Consider the following 14,405-nt stretch of genomic DNA (forward strand, 5'->3'; position numbering starts at 1 on the left):
TCACACCGCCCTCATCAGCAGGGTCGCGGCGATCAGAACCACCGTGCCCCCGAACATCGAGACCGCGTAGCTGCGGGCGTAGCCGTTCTGCAGCTTGCGCAGGCGGCCCGAGAGCCCGCCGACCGAGGCGGCCGTCCCGTTGACCACCCCGTCGACCACGCTGTGGTCGAGGTATACGAGCGAGCGGGTCAGGTGCTCTCCGCCGCGCACCAGCACGACGTGGTTGAAGTCGTCCTGGTAGAGGTCCTTGCGGGCCGCCCGGGTGAGGACCGAGCCGCGCGGTGCGACGACCGGGACGGGCCTGCGTCCGTACATGGCCCAGGCGATGCCGACGCCGACGAGGAGCATCACCATGGTGGCGGCGGTCACGGTCATGGCGCTGACCGGCGAGTCGCCGTGGGAGTAACCGGTGACGGGCTCCAGCCACTTCAGGAAGCGTTCGCCGATCTCGAAGAAGGCGCCGGCGAAGACCGACCCGAAGGCGAGGATGACCATCGGGACGGTCATGGACTTCGGGGACTCGTGCGGGTGCGGCTCGTGGCCGGCGTCGTCGGGCTGCCAGCGCTTCTCGCCGAAGAAGGTGAGGAGCATGACGCGGGTCATGTAGAAGGCGGTGATGCCGGCGCCCAGCAGGGTCACACCGCCGAGGATCCAGCCCTCGGTGCCGCCCTTCGCGAAGGCCGCCTCGATGATCATGTCCTTGGAGAAGAAGCCCGACAGGCCCGGGAAGCCGATGATGGCCAGGTACCCGAGTCCGAACGTGACGAAGGTGACCGGCATGTACTTCCGCAGGCCCCCGTACTTGCGCATGTCGACCTCGTCGTTCATCCCGTGCATCACGGAACCGGCGCCGAGGAAGAGGCCCGCCTTGAAGAAGCCGTGCGTCACCAGGTGCATGATCGCGAAGACGTAGCCGATCGGACCGAGGCCGGCGGCGAGGATCATGTAGCCGATCTGCGACATCGTCGAGCCCGCCAGGGCCTTCTTGATGTCGTCCTTCGCGCAACCGACGATCGCACCGAAGAGCAGCGTGACCGCGCCCACGACGGTGACCACCAGCTGGGCGTCCGGCGCCCCGTTGAAGATCGCGGCGGAGCGGACGATCAGGTACACGCCCGCCGTCACCATGGTGGCCGCGTGGATCAGGGCCGAGACCGGCGTCGGGCCCTCCATCGCGTCCCCGAGCCAGGACTGCAGCGGGACCTGCGCGGACTTGCCGCAGGCGGCCAGCAGGAGCATCAGCCCGATGGCGGTGAGCTTGCCTTCCGAGGCCTCCCCCACCGCGCCGAACACCGGCTCGAAGGCGAAGGTGCCGAAGGTGGTGAACATCAGCATGATCGCGATCGACAGGCCGATGTCGCCGACGCGGTTGACCAGGAAGGCCTTCTTCGCGGCGGTGGCCGCGCTGGGCTTGTGCTGCCAGAAGCCGATCAGGAGGTAGGAGGCGAGGCCCACGCCCTCCCAGCCGAAGTACAGCAGCAGGTAGTTGTCGGCGAGGACCAGGAGCAGCATCGCCGCGACGAACAGGTTGAGGTAGCCGAAGAAGCGGCGGCGGCGCTCGTCGTGCTCCATGTACCCGATCGAATACACGTGGATGAGCGTGCCCACCCCGGAGATCAGCAGGACGAAGGTCATCGACAGCTGGTCCAGCTGGAAGGCCATGTCCGCCTGGAAGCCCTCGACGGGGATCCAGGTGTACAGGTTCTGGGTGAGGGTCCGGTCCTCGGCCGTGCGCCCCAGCATGTCGGCGAACAGTGCGGCGCCGATCCCGAAGGAGGCGGCCGCGAGCAGGGTGCCGATCCAGTGGCCGACCCTGTCGAGGCGCCGGCCGCCGCACAGCAGCACCACCGCTCCGAGCAGGGGCGCTGCCACCAGCAGCACAATCAGGTTCTCCACAGCGACCCCTTACAGCTTCATCAGGCTGGCGTCGTCGACCGAGGCCGAGTGGCGGGTACGGAACAGCGACACGATGATCGCCAGGCCGACCACGACCTCCGCGGCGGCGACGACCATCGTGAAGAACGCGATGATCTGGCCGTCGAGGTTGCCGTGCATCCGGGAGAACGCGACGAAGGCGAGGTTGCAGGCGTTGAGCATCAGCTCGACGCACATGAACAGCACGATCGCGTTCTTGCGGATCAGGACCCCGGTGGCACCGATGGTGAACAGCAGGGCCGCCAGGTACAGGTAGTTGACCGGATTCACTTCGAGGCCTCCTCACGGCCGAGGCGCTCCGCGGAGGCCTGCTCCAGTGCCTTGAGGTCGTCGAGGGCCTGGCTGGAGACGTCCCGGATCTGGCCCCGGGCGCGCAGCGTGCGGTTGACGGTCAGCTCGGACGGGGTGCCGTCCGGCAGCAGACCGGCGACGTCCACCGCGTTGTGCCGGGCGTAGACGCCGGGCGCGGGCAGCGGCGGGAGCTGGACGCCGTCGCGGACCCGCTTCTCGGCGAGTTCGCGCTGGGTGGCGGCCCGTTCGGTGCGCTCGCGGTGGGTGAGCACCATCGCGCCGACGGACGCGGTGATCAGCAGCGCGCCGGTGATCTCGAAGGCGAAGACGTACTTGGTGAAGATCAGCTGTGCCAGGCCCTCGATGTGCCCGCCGGAGTTGACCCGGCCGAGCCCGTTGAAGTGGGTGAGCCCGGCGTTGGCGATGCCGCCGATCAGCAGGGTGCCGAAGCCGAGCCCGCACAGGGCGGCCATCCAGCGCTGTCCCTTGATGGTCTCCTTCAGGGAGTCGGCGGCGGTGACGCCGACGAGCATGACCACGAAGAGGAACAGCATCATGATCGCGCCGGTGTAGACGATGACCTGGACGACGCCCAGGAAGTACGCCCCGTTGGCGAGGTAGAAGACCGCCAGGATGATCATCGTCCCGGCCAGGCTGAGGGCGCTGTGCACGGCCTTCTTCATCAGGATCGTGGCCAGGGCGCCGATGACGGCGACCGTGCCGAGGACCCAGAACTGGACCGCCTCGCCCGTGGACGTCAGGGACGTCGCGGAGGCGGCGAGGGCGCTCATGCCGGCGCTCATGCGTCCGCCTCCTCGGACTGCCCGTTCTCCGGGGCGACCTCGCCCTTGGAGACGGCGACCTGCCGGACGGTGCCCGGGGCGGCCCCGGTGACCAGTCCGCGGTAGTAGTCCGTGTCGTCCGCGCCGGGGAAGATCGAGTGCGGTGCCTCGACCATGCCCTCGGTCAGACCGGACAGCAGCTGCTCCTTGGTGTAGATGAGCGATTCGCGGCTGGAGTCGGCCAGTTCGAACTCGTTCGTCATGGTCAGCGCCCGCGTCGGGCACGCCTCCACGCACAGCCCGCACAGGATGCAGCGGGCGTAGTTGATCTGGTAGACGCGGCCGTACCGCTCACCCGGGGAGTAGCGCTCCTCCTCGGTGTTGTCCGCGCCCTCCACATAGATCGCGTCGGCGGGACAGGCCCAGGCACACAGCTCGCACCCGATGCACTTCTCCAGACCGTCGGGGTGCCGGTTGAGCTGATGCCGTCCGTGGAAGCGCGGTGCGGTCGTCTTCTGCTGCTCCGGGTACTGCTCGGTGAGGCGCTTCTTGAACATGGCCTTGAAGGTCACGCCGAAGCCCGCCACCGGGTTCTGCCACTTCTCGTCGGACATCTCTCAAGCCTCCTCTCGGTCACTTTCAGTATTCGTACCGCCACTGACAATCAGCTCCCGCTCGCTGCGGGACCGCCTGCGCGGTACGGGCTCCAGGTGCTGGCCGGGCTTCGGCGGTACGGGGAATCCGCCCGCCAGCGGGTCGAAGGGCTCGGCATCCTCGACCGCCTCGGCGGCCGCCGTCTTCTCCCGCTTGTCGCGGAAGACGTCCGCGACGAAGGAGAGCAGCAGGACCGCCACGACGGCGCCGCCGACGTAGAGGACGATCTCGCTGAAGTCGTACGCCTCGTTGCGCAGCGCCCGGACGGTGGCCACCAGCATCAGCCAGACCACGGAGACCGGGATGAGGACCTTCCAGCCGAGCTTCATCAGCTGGTCGTAGCGCACGCGGGGCAGCGTGCCGCGCAGCCAGATGAAGAAGAACAGCAGCAGCTGCACCTTGAGGACGAACCAGAGCATCGGCCACCAGCCGTGGTTCGCGCCCTCCCAGAAGGAGCTGATCGGGTAAGGGGCCCGCCAGCCGCCGAGGAAGAGGGTGACCGAGACCGCCGAGACGGTGACCATGTTGACGTACTCCGCCAGCATGAACAGCGCGAACTTGATGGACGAGTACTCGGTGTTGAAACCGCCGACCAGGTCGCCCTCGGACTCCGGCATGTCGAAGGGGGCGCGGTTCGTCTCGCCGACCATCGTGACGACGTAGATGATGAAGGACACCGGCAGCAGGACGATGAACCAGCGGTCCGCCTGGGCCTCGACGATCGCCGAGGTCGACATCGACCCGGAGTAGAGGAAGACCGAGGCGAAGGCCGCGCCCATCGCGATCTCGTAGGAGATCATCTGCGCGCAGGAGCGCAGGCCGCCGAGGAGCGGATAGGTGGAGCCGGAGGACCAGCCCGCCAGCACGATGCCGTAGATGCCGACCGAGGCCACCGCGAGGATGTAGAGCATCGCGATGGGCAGGTCGGTCAGCTGCATCGTGGTGCGCTGGCCGAAGATGGAGACCTCGTCACCGGGCGGACCGAAGGGGATCACCGCGATGGCCATGAAGGCCGGGATCGCCGCGATGATCGGGGCCAGGACGTAGATGACCTTGTCGGCCCGCTTGACGATCAGGTCTTCCTTGAGCATCAGCTTCACGCCGTCGGCGAGCGACTGGAGCATGCCCCAGGGGCCGTGCCGGTTCGGGCCGATGCGCAGCTGCATCCAGGCGACGACCTTGCGCTCCCACACGATGGAGAAGAGCACCGTCACCATCAGGAAGGCGAAGCAGAAGACCGCCTTGACGACGACGAGCCACCAGACGTCGCGGCCGAACAGGGACAGGTCCTCGGCGGCCACTTGCACGAAGTCACTGTGTACCGCGTTCACGCGTCCACCTCCGCAGTGGTGTCGCCTGCGCCGGCCGGGGTCGCCGGGCCGATGCGCACGAGGGTGCCCGGGCGGGCTCCGGCGTCGGCGAGGACGCCGGAGCCGGTGGAGTTCAGCGGGAGCCAGACCACGCGGTCGGGCATCTCGGTGATCCGGAGCGGGAGTTCCACCGAGCCGGCCGGGCCGGTGACCGCGAGGACGTCACCGTCCTTGACGCCGGTCTCGGCGGCCGTGGCGGCCGACAGCCGGGCGCTCGCCTCGTGGCGGGTGCCGGCCAGGGCGTCGTCGCCCTCCTGCAGCCGGCCGAGGTCGAGCAGGAGCCGGTGGCCCGCGAGGACCGCCTCGCCGCTGCCCGGACGGGGCAGGGGCACGGTGTCCGCGCTCTGCTCGGCGGCCCGCTCCCCGGCCCACGGGCCGAGCCGGTCGATCTCCCGGCGTACGGCGTGTACGTCGGGCAGGGCGATCGGCCGGTCGGCGGCGTCGGCCAGCATGTGCAGCACGCGGGCGTCGGCCGGGGCGAGCCGGCGGGTCATCTGGTCGGGCTTGAGCGCGGCCTCGAACGGCCGGACCCGACCCTCCCAGTTGATGAACGCGCCCGCCTTCTCGGCCACCGCTGCGACCGGGAGGACCACGTCCGCGTGGTCGGTGACCTCGCTGGGCCGCAGTTCCAGGGAGACCACGAAGGCCTCCTGGAGGGCGGTCCGCGCGCGGGCCGGGTCGGGCAGGTCGGCGACCTCGACACCCGCGACCAGCAGCGCCGAGAGCTCCCGGGTCGCGGCGGCCTCGACGATCTGGCCGGTGTCACGGCCGTAGCGGTGCGGGAGCTCGTCCAGCCCCCAGGCGGCGGCGACCTCGCCCCGGGCCCGCGGGTCGGTGGCGGGGCGGCCGCCCGGCAGCAGGGACGGCAGCGCGCCCGCCTCGACGGCGGCCCGCTCACCGGCCCGGCGCGGGATCCACACCAGGGTGGCCCCGGTGACCCCGGCCGCCCGTACGGCGGCGGTCAGCGCACCCGGCACCCCGGCGAGGCGCTCCCCGACGAGGATGACCGCGCCGGGCAGCCGCAGCGCCTCGGCGGCTTCGGCACCGCCGGTCTCCAGGCCGGTCCGGGAGGCCAGCGCGTCGAGCCACTCGGGCTCGGTGCCGGGTGCGGCGGCCAGCAGGGTGCCACCGGCCTTGTCCAGGCCGCGGGTGGCGAAGGGGGCGACGGAGTAGGTCCGCTGCTTGCGCTTGCGGTGCGCCTTGCGCAGCCGCAGGAAGACGCCGGGGGCCTCCTCCTCGGCCTCGATGCCGACGAGCAGCACCGCGGGAGCCGCCTCCAGGGCGGTGTAGGAGAGCCACTGACCGCCGAGGTCCACCCCGTACCCGGCGACCTCCGAGGCCAGGAACTCGGCCTCCTCCGCGCTGTGCACGCGGGCCCGGAAGTCGATGTCGTTGGTGTCGAGGACGACGCGCGCGAACTTGGCGTACGCGTAGGCGTCCTCGACGGTGAGCCGGCCGCCGGTCAGCACGCCGGCCCGGCCGCGCGCGGCGGCGAGTCCGTTCGCCGCGGCTTCCAGGGCCTCGGGCCAGCTCGCCGGGGCGAGCACCCCGTCGGAGCCGCGTACCAGCGGGGTGGTCAGCCGGTCCGGGCGCTGCGCGTAGCGGAACCCGAAGCGGCCCTTGTCGCAGATCCACTCCTCGTTGACCTCGGGGTCCTCGGCGGCGAGCCGGCGCAGCACCTTGCCGCGGCGGTGGTCGGTGCGGGTCGCGCAGCCGCCCGCGCAGTGCTCGCACACGCTCGGGGAGGAGACGAGGTCGAAGGGGCGGGAGCGGAACCGGTAGGCGGCCGAGGTGAGGGCGCCGACCGGGCAGATCTGGATGGTGTTGCCGGAGAAGTACGACTCGAAGGGGTCGCCCTCGCCGGTGCCGACCTGCTGGAGCGCGCCGCGTTCCAGCAGCTCGATCATCGGGTCGCCGGCGATCTCGTTGGAGAAGCGGGTGCAGCGCGCGCACAGCACGCACCGCTCGCGGTCCAGCAGCACCTGGGTGGAGATCGGGACCGGCTTCTCGTAGGTGCGCTTCTTGCCCTCGAACCGCGATTCGGCGTTGCCGTGCGACATCGCCTGGTTCTGCAGCGGGCACTCGCCGCCCTTGTCGCAGACCGGGCAGTCCAGCGGGTGGTTGATGAGCAGCAGCTCCATCACCCCGCGCTGGGACTTGTCGGCGACCTCGGAGGTCAGCTGGGTCTTGACGACCATGCCGTCGGTGCAGGTGATGGTGCAGGAGGCCATCGGCTTGCGCTGGCCCTCGACCTCGACGATGCACTGGCGGCAGGCGCCGGCCGGGGAGAGGAGGGGGTGGTCGCAGAACCGGGGGATCTCGATGCCGAGCTGTTCGGCGGCCCGGATGACGAGGGTGCCCTTGGGCACGGACAGTTCGACCCCGTCGATGGTCAGCGAGACGGTGTTCTCCGGTGGAACCGCCGCTCCGCCACCGGAGGCCGCTGGAGTGGTGACGGTCATGCGTTCACCTCCGTGTCGGCCCAGAGGGTCGACTTCCTGGGGTCGAAGGGGCAGCCCTTGCCCGTGATGTGCTGCTCGTACTCCTCGCGGAAGTACTTGAGCGAGGAGAAGATCGGGCTGGCCGCGCCGTCGCCGAGCGCGCAGAAGGACTTGCCGTTGATGTTGTCGGCGATGTCGTTCAGCTTGTCGAGGTCGGACATGACGCCGTTGCCGGCCTCGATGTCGCGGAGCAGCTGGACCAGCCAGTAGGTGCCTTCGCGGCACGGGGTGCACTTGCCGCAGGACTCGTGGGCGTAGAACTCGGTCCACCGGGTCACGGCCCGCACCACGCAGGTCGTCTCGTCGAAGCACTGGAGGGCCTTGGTGCCGAGCATGGAGCCGGCGGCGCCCACGCCCTCGTAGTCGAGCGGGACGTCGAGGTGCTCGTCCGTGAACATCGGGGTGGAGGAGCCGCCGGGGGTCCAGAACTTCAGCCGGTGCCCGGGGCGCATGCCGCCGCTCATGTCGAGGAGCTGGCGCAGGGTGATGCCGAGCGGGGCCTCGTACTGGCCGGGGCCGACGACGTGTCCGGAGAGCGAGTACAGGGTGAAGCCGGGGGACTTCTCGGTCCCCATCGACTTGAACCAGTCCTTGCCCTTGTTCAGGATCGCGGGAACCGAGGCGATCGACTCGACGTTGTTGACGACAGTGGGGCACGCGTAGAGCCCCTCGACGGCAGGGAAGGGGGGACGCAGCCGGGGCTGGCCGCGCCGGCCTTCGAGGGAGTCGAGCAGCGCCGTCTCCTCGCCGCAGATGTACGCGCCCGCGCCCGCGTGCACCGTGATGTCGAGGTTGCGCCCGGTGCCGTCGATGTCCTTGCCGAGGTATCCCGCCGCGTACGCCTCGCGCACGGCCTCGTGCAGGCGCCGCAGCACGGGCACCGTCTCCCCGCGCAGGTAGATGAAGGCGTGCTCCGAGCGGATCGCGTAGCAGGCGATGATCATTCCCTCGATGAGGGAGTGCGGGTTGGCGAAGAGGAGGGGGATGTCCTTGCAGGTTCCCGGCTCCGACTCGTCCGCGTTGACCACGAGGTAGTGCGGCTTGCCGTCGCCCTGCGGGATGAACTGCCACTTCATGCCGGTGGGGAAGCCCGCGCCGCCGCGTCCGCGCAGACCCGAGTCCTTCACGTAGGCGATGAGGTCGTCCGGGGTCATCGCGAGCGCCTTGCGCAGGCCCTCGTACCCCTCGTGGCGCCGGTAGGTCTCCAGCGTCCACGACCGCGGCTCGTCCCAGAAGGAGGACAGCACGGGGGCGAGGAGCTTCTCCGGGCTGGTCCCTCCCCCGGTCTCCGGGTGGGAGCTGCTCCCGTTTCCCCCGTTGCTCAGTTCGGAAGACACCGACATCACTCCCCTCCCTCGGTGGTGGCCTCGCCGCGCGGGTGGACGATCGGGGTGTGCGCGGACTCGCCGCGCGCGATGCGCAGCCCGATCAGGGAGGCGGGGCCGGCGCCGCCGGTCGCCTCGACCGCGCCCTCGCGCTCGTCCGGGAAGCCGGCCAGGATCCGGGCGGTCTCCTTGTACGTGCACAGCGGCGCGCCCCGGGTCGGCGAGACCTCGCGGCCGGCCAGCAGGTCGTCGACCATGGCCTTGGCGGACTGGGGGGTCTGGTTGTCGAAGAACTCCCAGTTGACCATCACCACGGGTGCGTAGTCGCAGGCCGCGTTGCACTCGATGTGTTCGAGGGTGACCTTGCCGTCGGGGGTGGTCTCGTTGTTGCCGACCCCGAGGTGCTCCTTGAGCTCCTCGAAGATGGCGTCGCCGCCCATCACCGCGCACAGGGTGTTCGTGCAGACGCCGACCTGGTAGTCCCCGGAGGGCTTGCGGCGGTACATCGTGTAGAAGGTCGCCACGGCCGTGACCTCGGCGGTGGTCAGGCCCAGCACCTCGGCGCAGAAGCGGATGCCGGTGCGCGAGACGTGGCCCTCCTCGGACTGCGTCAGGTGCAGCAGCGGCAGCAGCGCGGAGCGGCTGTCGGGGTAGCGGGCGATGACTTCCCTGGCGTCGGCTTCGAGGCGCTCGCGTACCTCCGCCGGGAAGTCGGGGGCCGGCAGCTGGGGCATGCCCAGCGAGACGCCCTGGTTCGAAGGACTGGCGGTCATCGGTCGACGCCTCCCATCACGGGGTCGATGGAGGCGACGGCGACGATGACGTCGGCGACCTGGCCGCCCTCGCACATCGCGGCCATGGCCTGCAGGTTGGTGAAGGACGGGTCGCGGAAGTGGACCCGGTAGGGGCGGGTCCCGCCGTCGGAGACGACGTGGACGCCGAGCTCGCCCTTGGGGGACTCGACGGCCGCGTACGTCTGGCCGGCCGGTACCCGGAAGCCCTCGGTCACCAGCTTGAAGTGGTGGATGAGGGCCTCCATGGAGGTGCCCATGATGTTCCGGATGTGGTCGAGCGAGTTGCCGAGGCCGTCGGGGCCCATCGCGAGCTGCGCCGGCCAGGCGATCTTCTTGTCGGCGACCATGACCGGGCCCGGCTCCAGGCGCTCCAGGCACTGCTCGACGATCCGCAGGGACTGGCGCATCTCCTCCAGGCGGATCAGGAACCGCCCGTAGGAGTCGCAGCTCTCGGTGGTCGGTACGTCGAACTCGTAGTTCTCGTAGCCGCAGTACGGGTCCGACTTGCGCAGGTCGTGCGGCAGGCCGGCGGAGCGCAGGATCGGGCCGGTGGCGCCGAGCGCCATGCAGCCGGTGAGGTCGAGGTAGCCGACGTCCTGCATGCGGGCCTTGAAGATGGGGTTGCCGGTGGCGAGCTTGTCGTACTCCGGCAGGTTCTTCTTCATGGTCTTCACGAACTCGCGCAGCTGGTCGACGGCGCCCGGGGGAAGGTCCTGGGCGAGGCCGCCGGGGCGGACGAACGCGTGGTTCATGCGCAGCCCGGTGATCAGCTCGAAGATGTCGAGGATCAGCTCGCGGTCGCGGAAGCCGTAGATCATGATCGTGGTCGCGCCCAGCTCCATGCCGCCGGTAGCGATGCACACCAGGTGGGAGGAGAGCCGGTTGAGCTCCATCAGCAGGACGCGGATGACGGTGGCGCGGTCCGGGATCTGGTCGGTGATGCCGAGCAGCTTCTCGACGCCGAGGCAGTACGCCGTCTCGTTGAAGAACGGCGTCAGGTAGTCCATGCGCGTCACGAAGGTGGTGCCCTGCGTCCAGTTCCGGAATTCGAGGTTCTTCTCGATGCCGGTGTGCAGGTACCCGATGCCGCAGCGGGCCTCGGTCACCGTCTCGCCGTCGATCTCCAGGATCAGGCGCAGCACTCCGTGGGTGGACGGGTGCTGCGGACCCATGTTGACGACGATCCGCTCGTCGTCGGCCCTGGCCGCGGACTGGACGATCTCGTCCCAGTCGCCGCCGGTGACGGTGTAGACGGTGCCTTCGGTCGTCTCGCGCGCAGATGCATGATCGGCGGAGGCGTGGTTCTCTGCGTCGTTCGAGGTGGGGGACATCAGCTGTACGACCTCCGCTGGTCGGGAGCCGGGATCTGGGCACCCTTGTACTCGACGGGGATGCCGCCGAGCGGGTAGTCCTTGCGCTGCGGGAAGCCCTGCCAGTCGTCCGGCATCATGATCCGGGTGAGGGCCGGGTGCCCGTCGAAGATCAGGCCGAAGAAGTCGTACGTCTCGCGCTCGTGCCAGTCGTTGGTCGGGTAGACGGCGACGAGCGAGGGGACGTGCGGGTCGCTGTCCGGGACGGACACCTCCAGCCGCAGGATCCGGCCGTGCGTGAGCGAGCGCAGGTGGTAGACGGCGTGCAGCTCGCGGCCCTTGTCCCCGGGGAAGTGCACGCCGGAGACGCCGGTGCAGAGCTCGAAGCGCAGGGCCGGGTCGTCGCGCAGGGTCCGCGCGACCCGGACGAGGTGCTCGCGGGCGATGTGGAAGGTGAGCTCGCCCCGGTCGACCACGGTCTTCTCGATGGCATTGCCGGGGACCAGGTCCTGCTCCTCCAGGGCGCCTTCGAGTTCGTCGGCCACCTCGTCGAAGTAGGAGCCGTACGGTCGGCTCGTGGCGCCGGGCATGGCCACGGTCCGCACCAGGCCGCCGTAGCCGCTGGTGTCCCCGCCGCCCGCGGCGCCGAACATGCCCTTGCGGACGCCGATGACCTCGGGGCCCTGGGCGCGGGGCGCGGGGACGTTGCCGCCGTTGCCGTCGTCGGCGCCGTTGCCGCCGTTCTCCGGCTTCTGGGTCTCGCTCACCGGAGCAGCCCCTTCATCTCGATGGTGGGGAGGGCCTTGAGGGCCGCCTCCTCCGCCTCACGGGCGGCTTCCTCCCGGTTCACGCCGAGCTTGGAGCCCTGGATCTTCTGGTGGAGCTTGAGGATCGCGTCCATCAGCATCTCGGGGCGCGGCGGGCAGCCGGGCAGATAGATGTCCACCGGGACGATGTGGTCGACGCCCTGGACGATCGCGTAGTTGTTGAACATTCCGCCCGAGGATGCACAGACCCCCATGGAGATGACCCATTTGGGAGCGGGCATCTGGTCGTACACCTGCCGCAGCACCGGCGCCATCTTCTGGCTGACCCGTCCGGCCACGATCATCAGATCGGCCTGGCGCGGGGAGCCGCGGAAGACCTCCATGCCGAAGCGGGCCAGGTCGTACCGGCCCGCTCCGGTGGTCATCATCTCGATGGCACAGCAGGCCAGACCGAAGGTCGCCGGGAAGACGGACGACTTGCGCACCCATCCCGCGGCCTGTTCGACGGTGGTCAGCAGAAAGCCGCTCGGCAGCTTCTCTTCCAGTCCCATGGAAAATTCAGCCCCTCAGTCCCATTCCAGACCGCCGCGGCGCCACACGTAGGCGTAGGCGACGAAGACGGTGAGCACGAAGAGCAGCATCTCGACGAGCCCGAAGATCCCCAGGGAGTCGAAGGTGACGGCCCAGGGGTAGAGGAAGACAACCTCGATGTCGAAGACGATGAAGAGCATCGCCGTCAGGTAGTACTTGATCGGGAAGCGGCCACCGCCGGCCGGCATCGGCGTCGGTTCGATGCCGCACTCGTAGGCTTCAAGCTTTGCCCGGTTGTACCGTTTTGGACCGATCAGCGTGGCCATGACCACGGAGAAGATCGCAAACCCTGCGCCGAGGGCGCCGAGCACGAGGATGGGCGCGTACGCATTCACGCTCCTCGCTCCTTCCAGTCGTCCTTGACCGTTGGACCGCTGCCGGCGCCGCGTGGGCCGCCTCGCGAAGATCACGCTTTCGATCAAGCGCTTGCATGTGAGGCAGTTCACAAGCCGGACTGGTGCGCATCTTATGCCTGCTCGTCTGTGATCTGCGACACGGGTTGCAACACCGAGTTTGTGATCTCCACCACCTGACGAACGATCATGAAGTCCGATGAGTGGTGATCTACATACGCGAAGCATCCACAGGATCACCAAAGGTGACATCCAGGCCCGTTACCGCAGGTAGGAGGCGGATCGCTCTATCAAACGATTCCCCGTGCAGGCAAATTGGCAACGAGGGTGTGGGGATGATAAAGGGATCGCCGTCGCCCGGTCGGGGGACGGCGCGCGTACGGAGGTGGACGCGAGGGGGGCCGGGGTGAATGAGGGGGCCGGCGAGGGGGCAGACGCCGGACGAACGGAAGTGTCCGACGACCACGCACGGGACGACGTGAGTGCGTGCATCCGTTCACGAACCTCTCGGCCCGTTCACAGGAAGGTCACGGGAGGGGCACAGCGTCCGCATGGCGTGACATTGCTGTGACCTGCGCCACTCTGAATCGAGCCTTCCGAAAGAGGGCTTGGCCATCAGTGCGGAGTGATGGTAGGTCAGGGATCAATTAGGACTTAATTCCGAAACCCCATGATCACAGCCTTGTGAGGGCCTGTCCGTTTCGCCCGTTACGGCGTCAATAAGAAGCGAGCGGCGTCCGGTTCGCGCCTTTCTCGCGCAACTGTGGCGCACCCCACGTTTCTTGAAGGGAACCCTGGCGCCCTGATAGCGGTTGTCCTCATGTCCCACACCGCTCACATACCCAGCCACCGGAAGCCCCGCCGCAGCGCCTCGAAGCTCGCGGTCCGCGCCGGAGTTGCCGGTGGCGTCCTCAGCACCCTGGCCATGGCCGGCACCGCGAGCGCGTCCCCGTCCGCCGAGCCCCTGGCCGAGACGACGCTCGAAATGCCGGTCCTCGACATGGACCTTGGCGCCGAGGTCTCCTCCGCCGTCACCAAGGCCGCCGAGAACACCCGCCTCGCGGCCGTCGAGGGCGAACTGACCGCCCAGGAGGAGAGCGCCCGTACCGGCGCCGCCGCCGAGGCAAAGCAGGCCAAGGAAGAGGCCCAGAAGAAGGCCGACGCCGAGAAGCAGGCCGAGGCCGAGAAGAAGGCGAAGGCCGAGGCCGACCGCAAGGCCGAGGCCGAGCGTTCCGCCCGCGGCTCCGAGCGCACCTCGCTCAAGAGCGCCTCCGCCCCGCAGGGCACCGGCACCGTCTCCGCCCCGGCCACCGGCTCCGCCGCGGCCATCGTCAACTTCGCCCGCGCGCAGGTCGGCAAGGCGTACGTCATGGGCGGCACCGGCCCGTCCTCGTTCGACTGCTCCGGCCTCGTCCAGGCCGCCTACCGCCAGGCCGGCATCAGCCTGCCGCGCATGTCCCAGGCGCAGTCCTCGGCCGGCACCTCGGTGTCGCTGAACGCCCTGCAGCCGGGCGACATCCTGTACTGGGGCTCCAAGGGCAGCGCCTACCACGTCGCCATCTACGTCGGCGGCGGCAAGTTCGTCGGCGCGCAGAACCCCAGCACGGGCATCGTCGAGCGCAACCTCAGCTACGACAAGCCGACGGGCGCCGTCCGCGTCCTCTGAGCACCGCTCAGACCACGGCCGAGGGCCGGTACTCCCCCGCTCGGGGGTGGAGTACCGGCCCTGGGG

Annotated in this window: 13 protein-coding genes; 1 reads left to right on the plus strand and 12 read right to left on the minus strand. The window is 69.4% G+C overall.

Annotation, left to right across the window (positions count from 1 at the left end; genetic code table 11):
- The 12 genes from nuoL to Sspor_RS19265 are packed head-to-tail and all read right to left on the minus strand — an operon-like array spanning position 1 to position 12,655.
- Positions 1-1,896: an NADH-quinone oxidoreductase subunit L gene (gene nuoL, locus Sspor_RS19210; RefSeq protein ID WP_202200229.1), complete on the minus strand. Its 1,896-nt coding sequence runs from the start codon at positions 1,894-1,896 to the stop codon at positions 1-3.
- Between the two features lie 9 nt (positions 1,897-1,905).
- Positions 1,906-2,205: an NADH-quinone oxidoreductase subunit NuoK gene (gene nuoK, locus Sspor_RS19215; protein ID WP_030653455.1), complete on the minus strand. Its 300-nt coding sequence runs from the start codon at positions 2,203-2,205 to the stop codon at positions 1,906-1,908.
- Positions 2,202-3,017 carry an NADH-quinone oxidoreductase subunit J gene (locus Sspor_RS19220; RefSeq protein WP_202203736.1) on the minus strand — a complete coding sequence of 272 codons (816 nt, stop codon included), beginning with the start codon at positions 3,015-3,017 and terminating at the stop codon, positions 2,202-2,204. The genes nuoK and Sspor_RS19220 overlap by 4 nt, the downstream gene beginning before the upstream one ends.
- A gap of 8 nt (positions 3,018-3,025) precedes the next feature.
- A complete protein-coding gene (gene nuoI / locus Sspor_RS19225; RefSeq protein ID WP_202200230.1) occupies positions 3,026-3,622 on the minus strand; it encodes an NADH-quinone oxidoreductase subunit NuoI in 597 nt (198 codons plus the stop codon).
- A gap of 3 nt (positions 3,623-3,625) precedes the next feature.
- The gene (gene nuoH / locus Sspor_RS19230) at positions 3,626-4,993 is read right to left on the minus strand and encodes an NADH-quinone oxidoreductase subunit NuoH (protein WP_237403927.1); all 1,368 of its coding nucleotides are present in this window, start codon (positions 4,991-4,993) and stop codon (positions 3,626-3,628) included.
- The gene (locus Sspor_RS19235) at positions 4,990-7,494 is read right to left on the minus strand and encodes an NADH-quinone oxidoreductase subunit G (protein ID WP_202200231.1); all 2,505 of its coding nucleotides are present in this window, start codon (positions 7,492-7,494) and stop codon (positions 4,990-4,992) included. Before Sspor_RS19235 ends, nuoH begins: the two co-directional genes overlap by 4 nt.
- Entirely contained in the window at positions 7,491-8,876 is a 1,386-nt protein-coding gene (nuoF, locus tag Sspor_RS19240) for an NADH-quinone oxidoreductase subunit NuoF (protein ID WP_202200232.1), read from the minus strand. The genes Sspor_RS19235 and nuoF overlap by 4 nt, the downstream gene beginning before the upstream one ends.
- A complete protein-coding gene (nuoE, locus tag Sspor_RS19245; protein ID WP_202200233.1) occupies positions 8,876-9,631 on the minus strand; it encodes an NADH-quinone oxidoreductase subunit NuoE in 756 nt (251 codons plus the stop codon). Before nuoE ends, nuoF begins: the two co-directional genes overlap by 1 nt.
- Positions 9,628-10,983, minus strand: coding sequence for an NADH-quinone oxidoreductase subunit D (locus Sspor_RS19250; protein WP_202200234.1), 1,356 nt, complete (start codon positions 10,981-10,983; stop codon positions 9,628-9,630). Before Sspor_RS19250 ends, nuoE begins: the two co-directional genes overlap by 4 nt.
- Entirely contained in the window at positions 10,983-11,729 is a 747-nt protein-coding gene (locus tag Sspor_RS19255; RefSeq protein WP_202200235.1) for an NADH-quinone oxidoreductase subunit C, read from the minus strand. The genes Sspor_RS19250 and Sspor_RS19255 overlap by 1 nt, the downstream gene beginning before the upstream one ends.
- Positions 11,726-12,280 (minus strand): NuoB/complex I 20 kDa subunit family protein, encoded by a 555-nt coding sequence (locus Sspor_RS19260; RefSeq protein ID WP_007265818.1) that lies wholly within the window; start codon positions 12,278-12,280, stop codon positions 11,726-11,728. Before Sspor_RS19260 ends, Sspor_RS19255 begins: the two co-directional genes overlap by 4 nt.
- Before the next feature lie 15 nt (positions 12,281-12,295).
- Positions 12,296-12,655 (minus strand): NADH-quinone oxidoreductase subunit A, encoded by a 360-nt coding sequence (locus Sspor_RS19265; RefSeq protein ID WP_030010013.1) that lies wholly within the window; start codon positions 12,653-12,655, stop codon positions 12,296-12,298.
- An 838-nt stretch (positions 12,656-13,493) separates the two neighbouring features.
- On the opposite strand from Sspor_RS19265, the gene Sspor_RS19270 reads away from it, so the two are divergent.
- A complete protein-coding gene (locus Sspor_RS19270; protein ID WP_202200236.1) occupies positions 13,494-14,339 on the plus strand; it encodes a C40 family peptidase in 846 nt (281 codons plus the stop codon).
- Positions 14,340-14,405: the final 66 nt, after the last annotated feature.

The organism is Streptomyces spororaveus (assembly GCF_016755875.1).
GTDB classification, from domain to species: Bacteria; Actinomycetota; Actinomycetes; order Streptomycetales; family Streptomycetaceae; genus Streptomyces; species Streptomyces spororaveus.

Coding starts and splice junctions, on each gene's coding strand:
- nuoE (WP_202200233.1), bottom strand. CDS start 9,631: ATGACCGCCAGTCCTTCGAACCAGGGCGTCTCGCTGGGCATGCCCCAG.
- Sspor_RS19220 (WP_202203736.1), bottom strand. CDS start 3,017: ATGAGCGCCCTCGCCGCCTCCGCGACGTCCCTGACGTCCACGGGCGAG.
- nuoI (WP_202200230.1), bottom strand. CDS start 3,622: ATGTCCGACGAGAAGTGGCAGAACCCGGTGGCGGGCTTCGGCGTGACC.
- Sspor_RS19260 (WP_007265818.1), bottom strand. CDS start 12,280: ATGGGACTGGAAGAGAAGCTGCCGAGCGGCTTTCTGCTGACCACCGTC.
- Sspor_RS19270 (WP_202200236.1), top strand. CDS start 13,494: ATGTCCCACACCGCTCACATACCCAGCCACCGGAAGCCCCGCCGCAGC.
- nuoF (WP_202200232.1), bottom strand. CDS start 8,876: ATGTCGGTGTCTTCCGAACTGAGCAACGGGGGAAACGGGAGCAGCTCC.
- Sspor_RS19250 (WP_202200234.1), bottom strand. CDS start 10,983: ATGTCCCCCACCTCGAACGACGCAGAGAACCACGCCTCCGCCGATCAT.
- Sspor_RS19235 (WP_202200231.1), bottom strand. CDS start 7,494: ATGACCGTCACCACTCCAGCGGCCTCCGGTGGCGGAGCGGCGGTTCCA.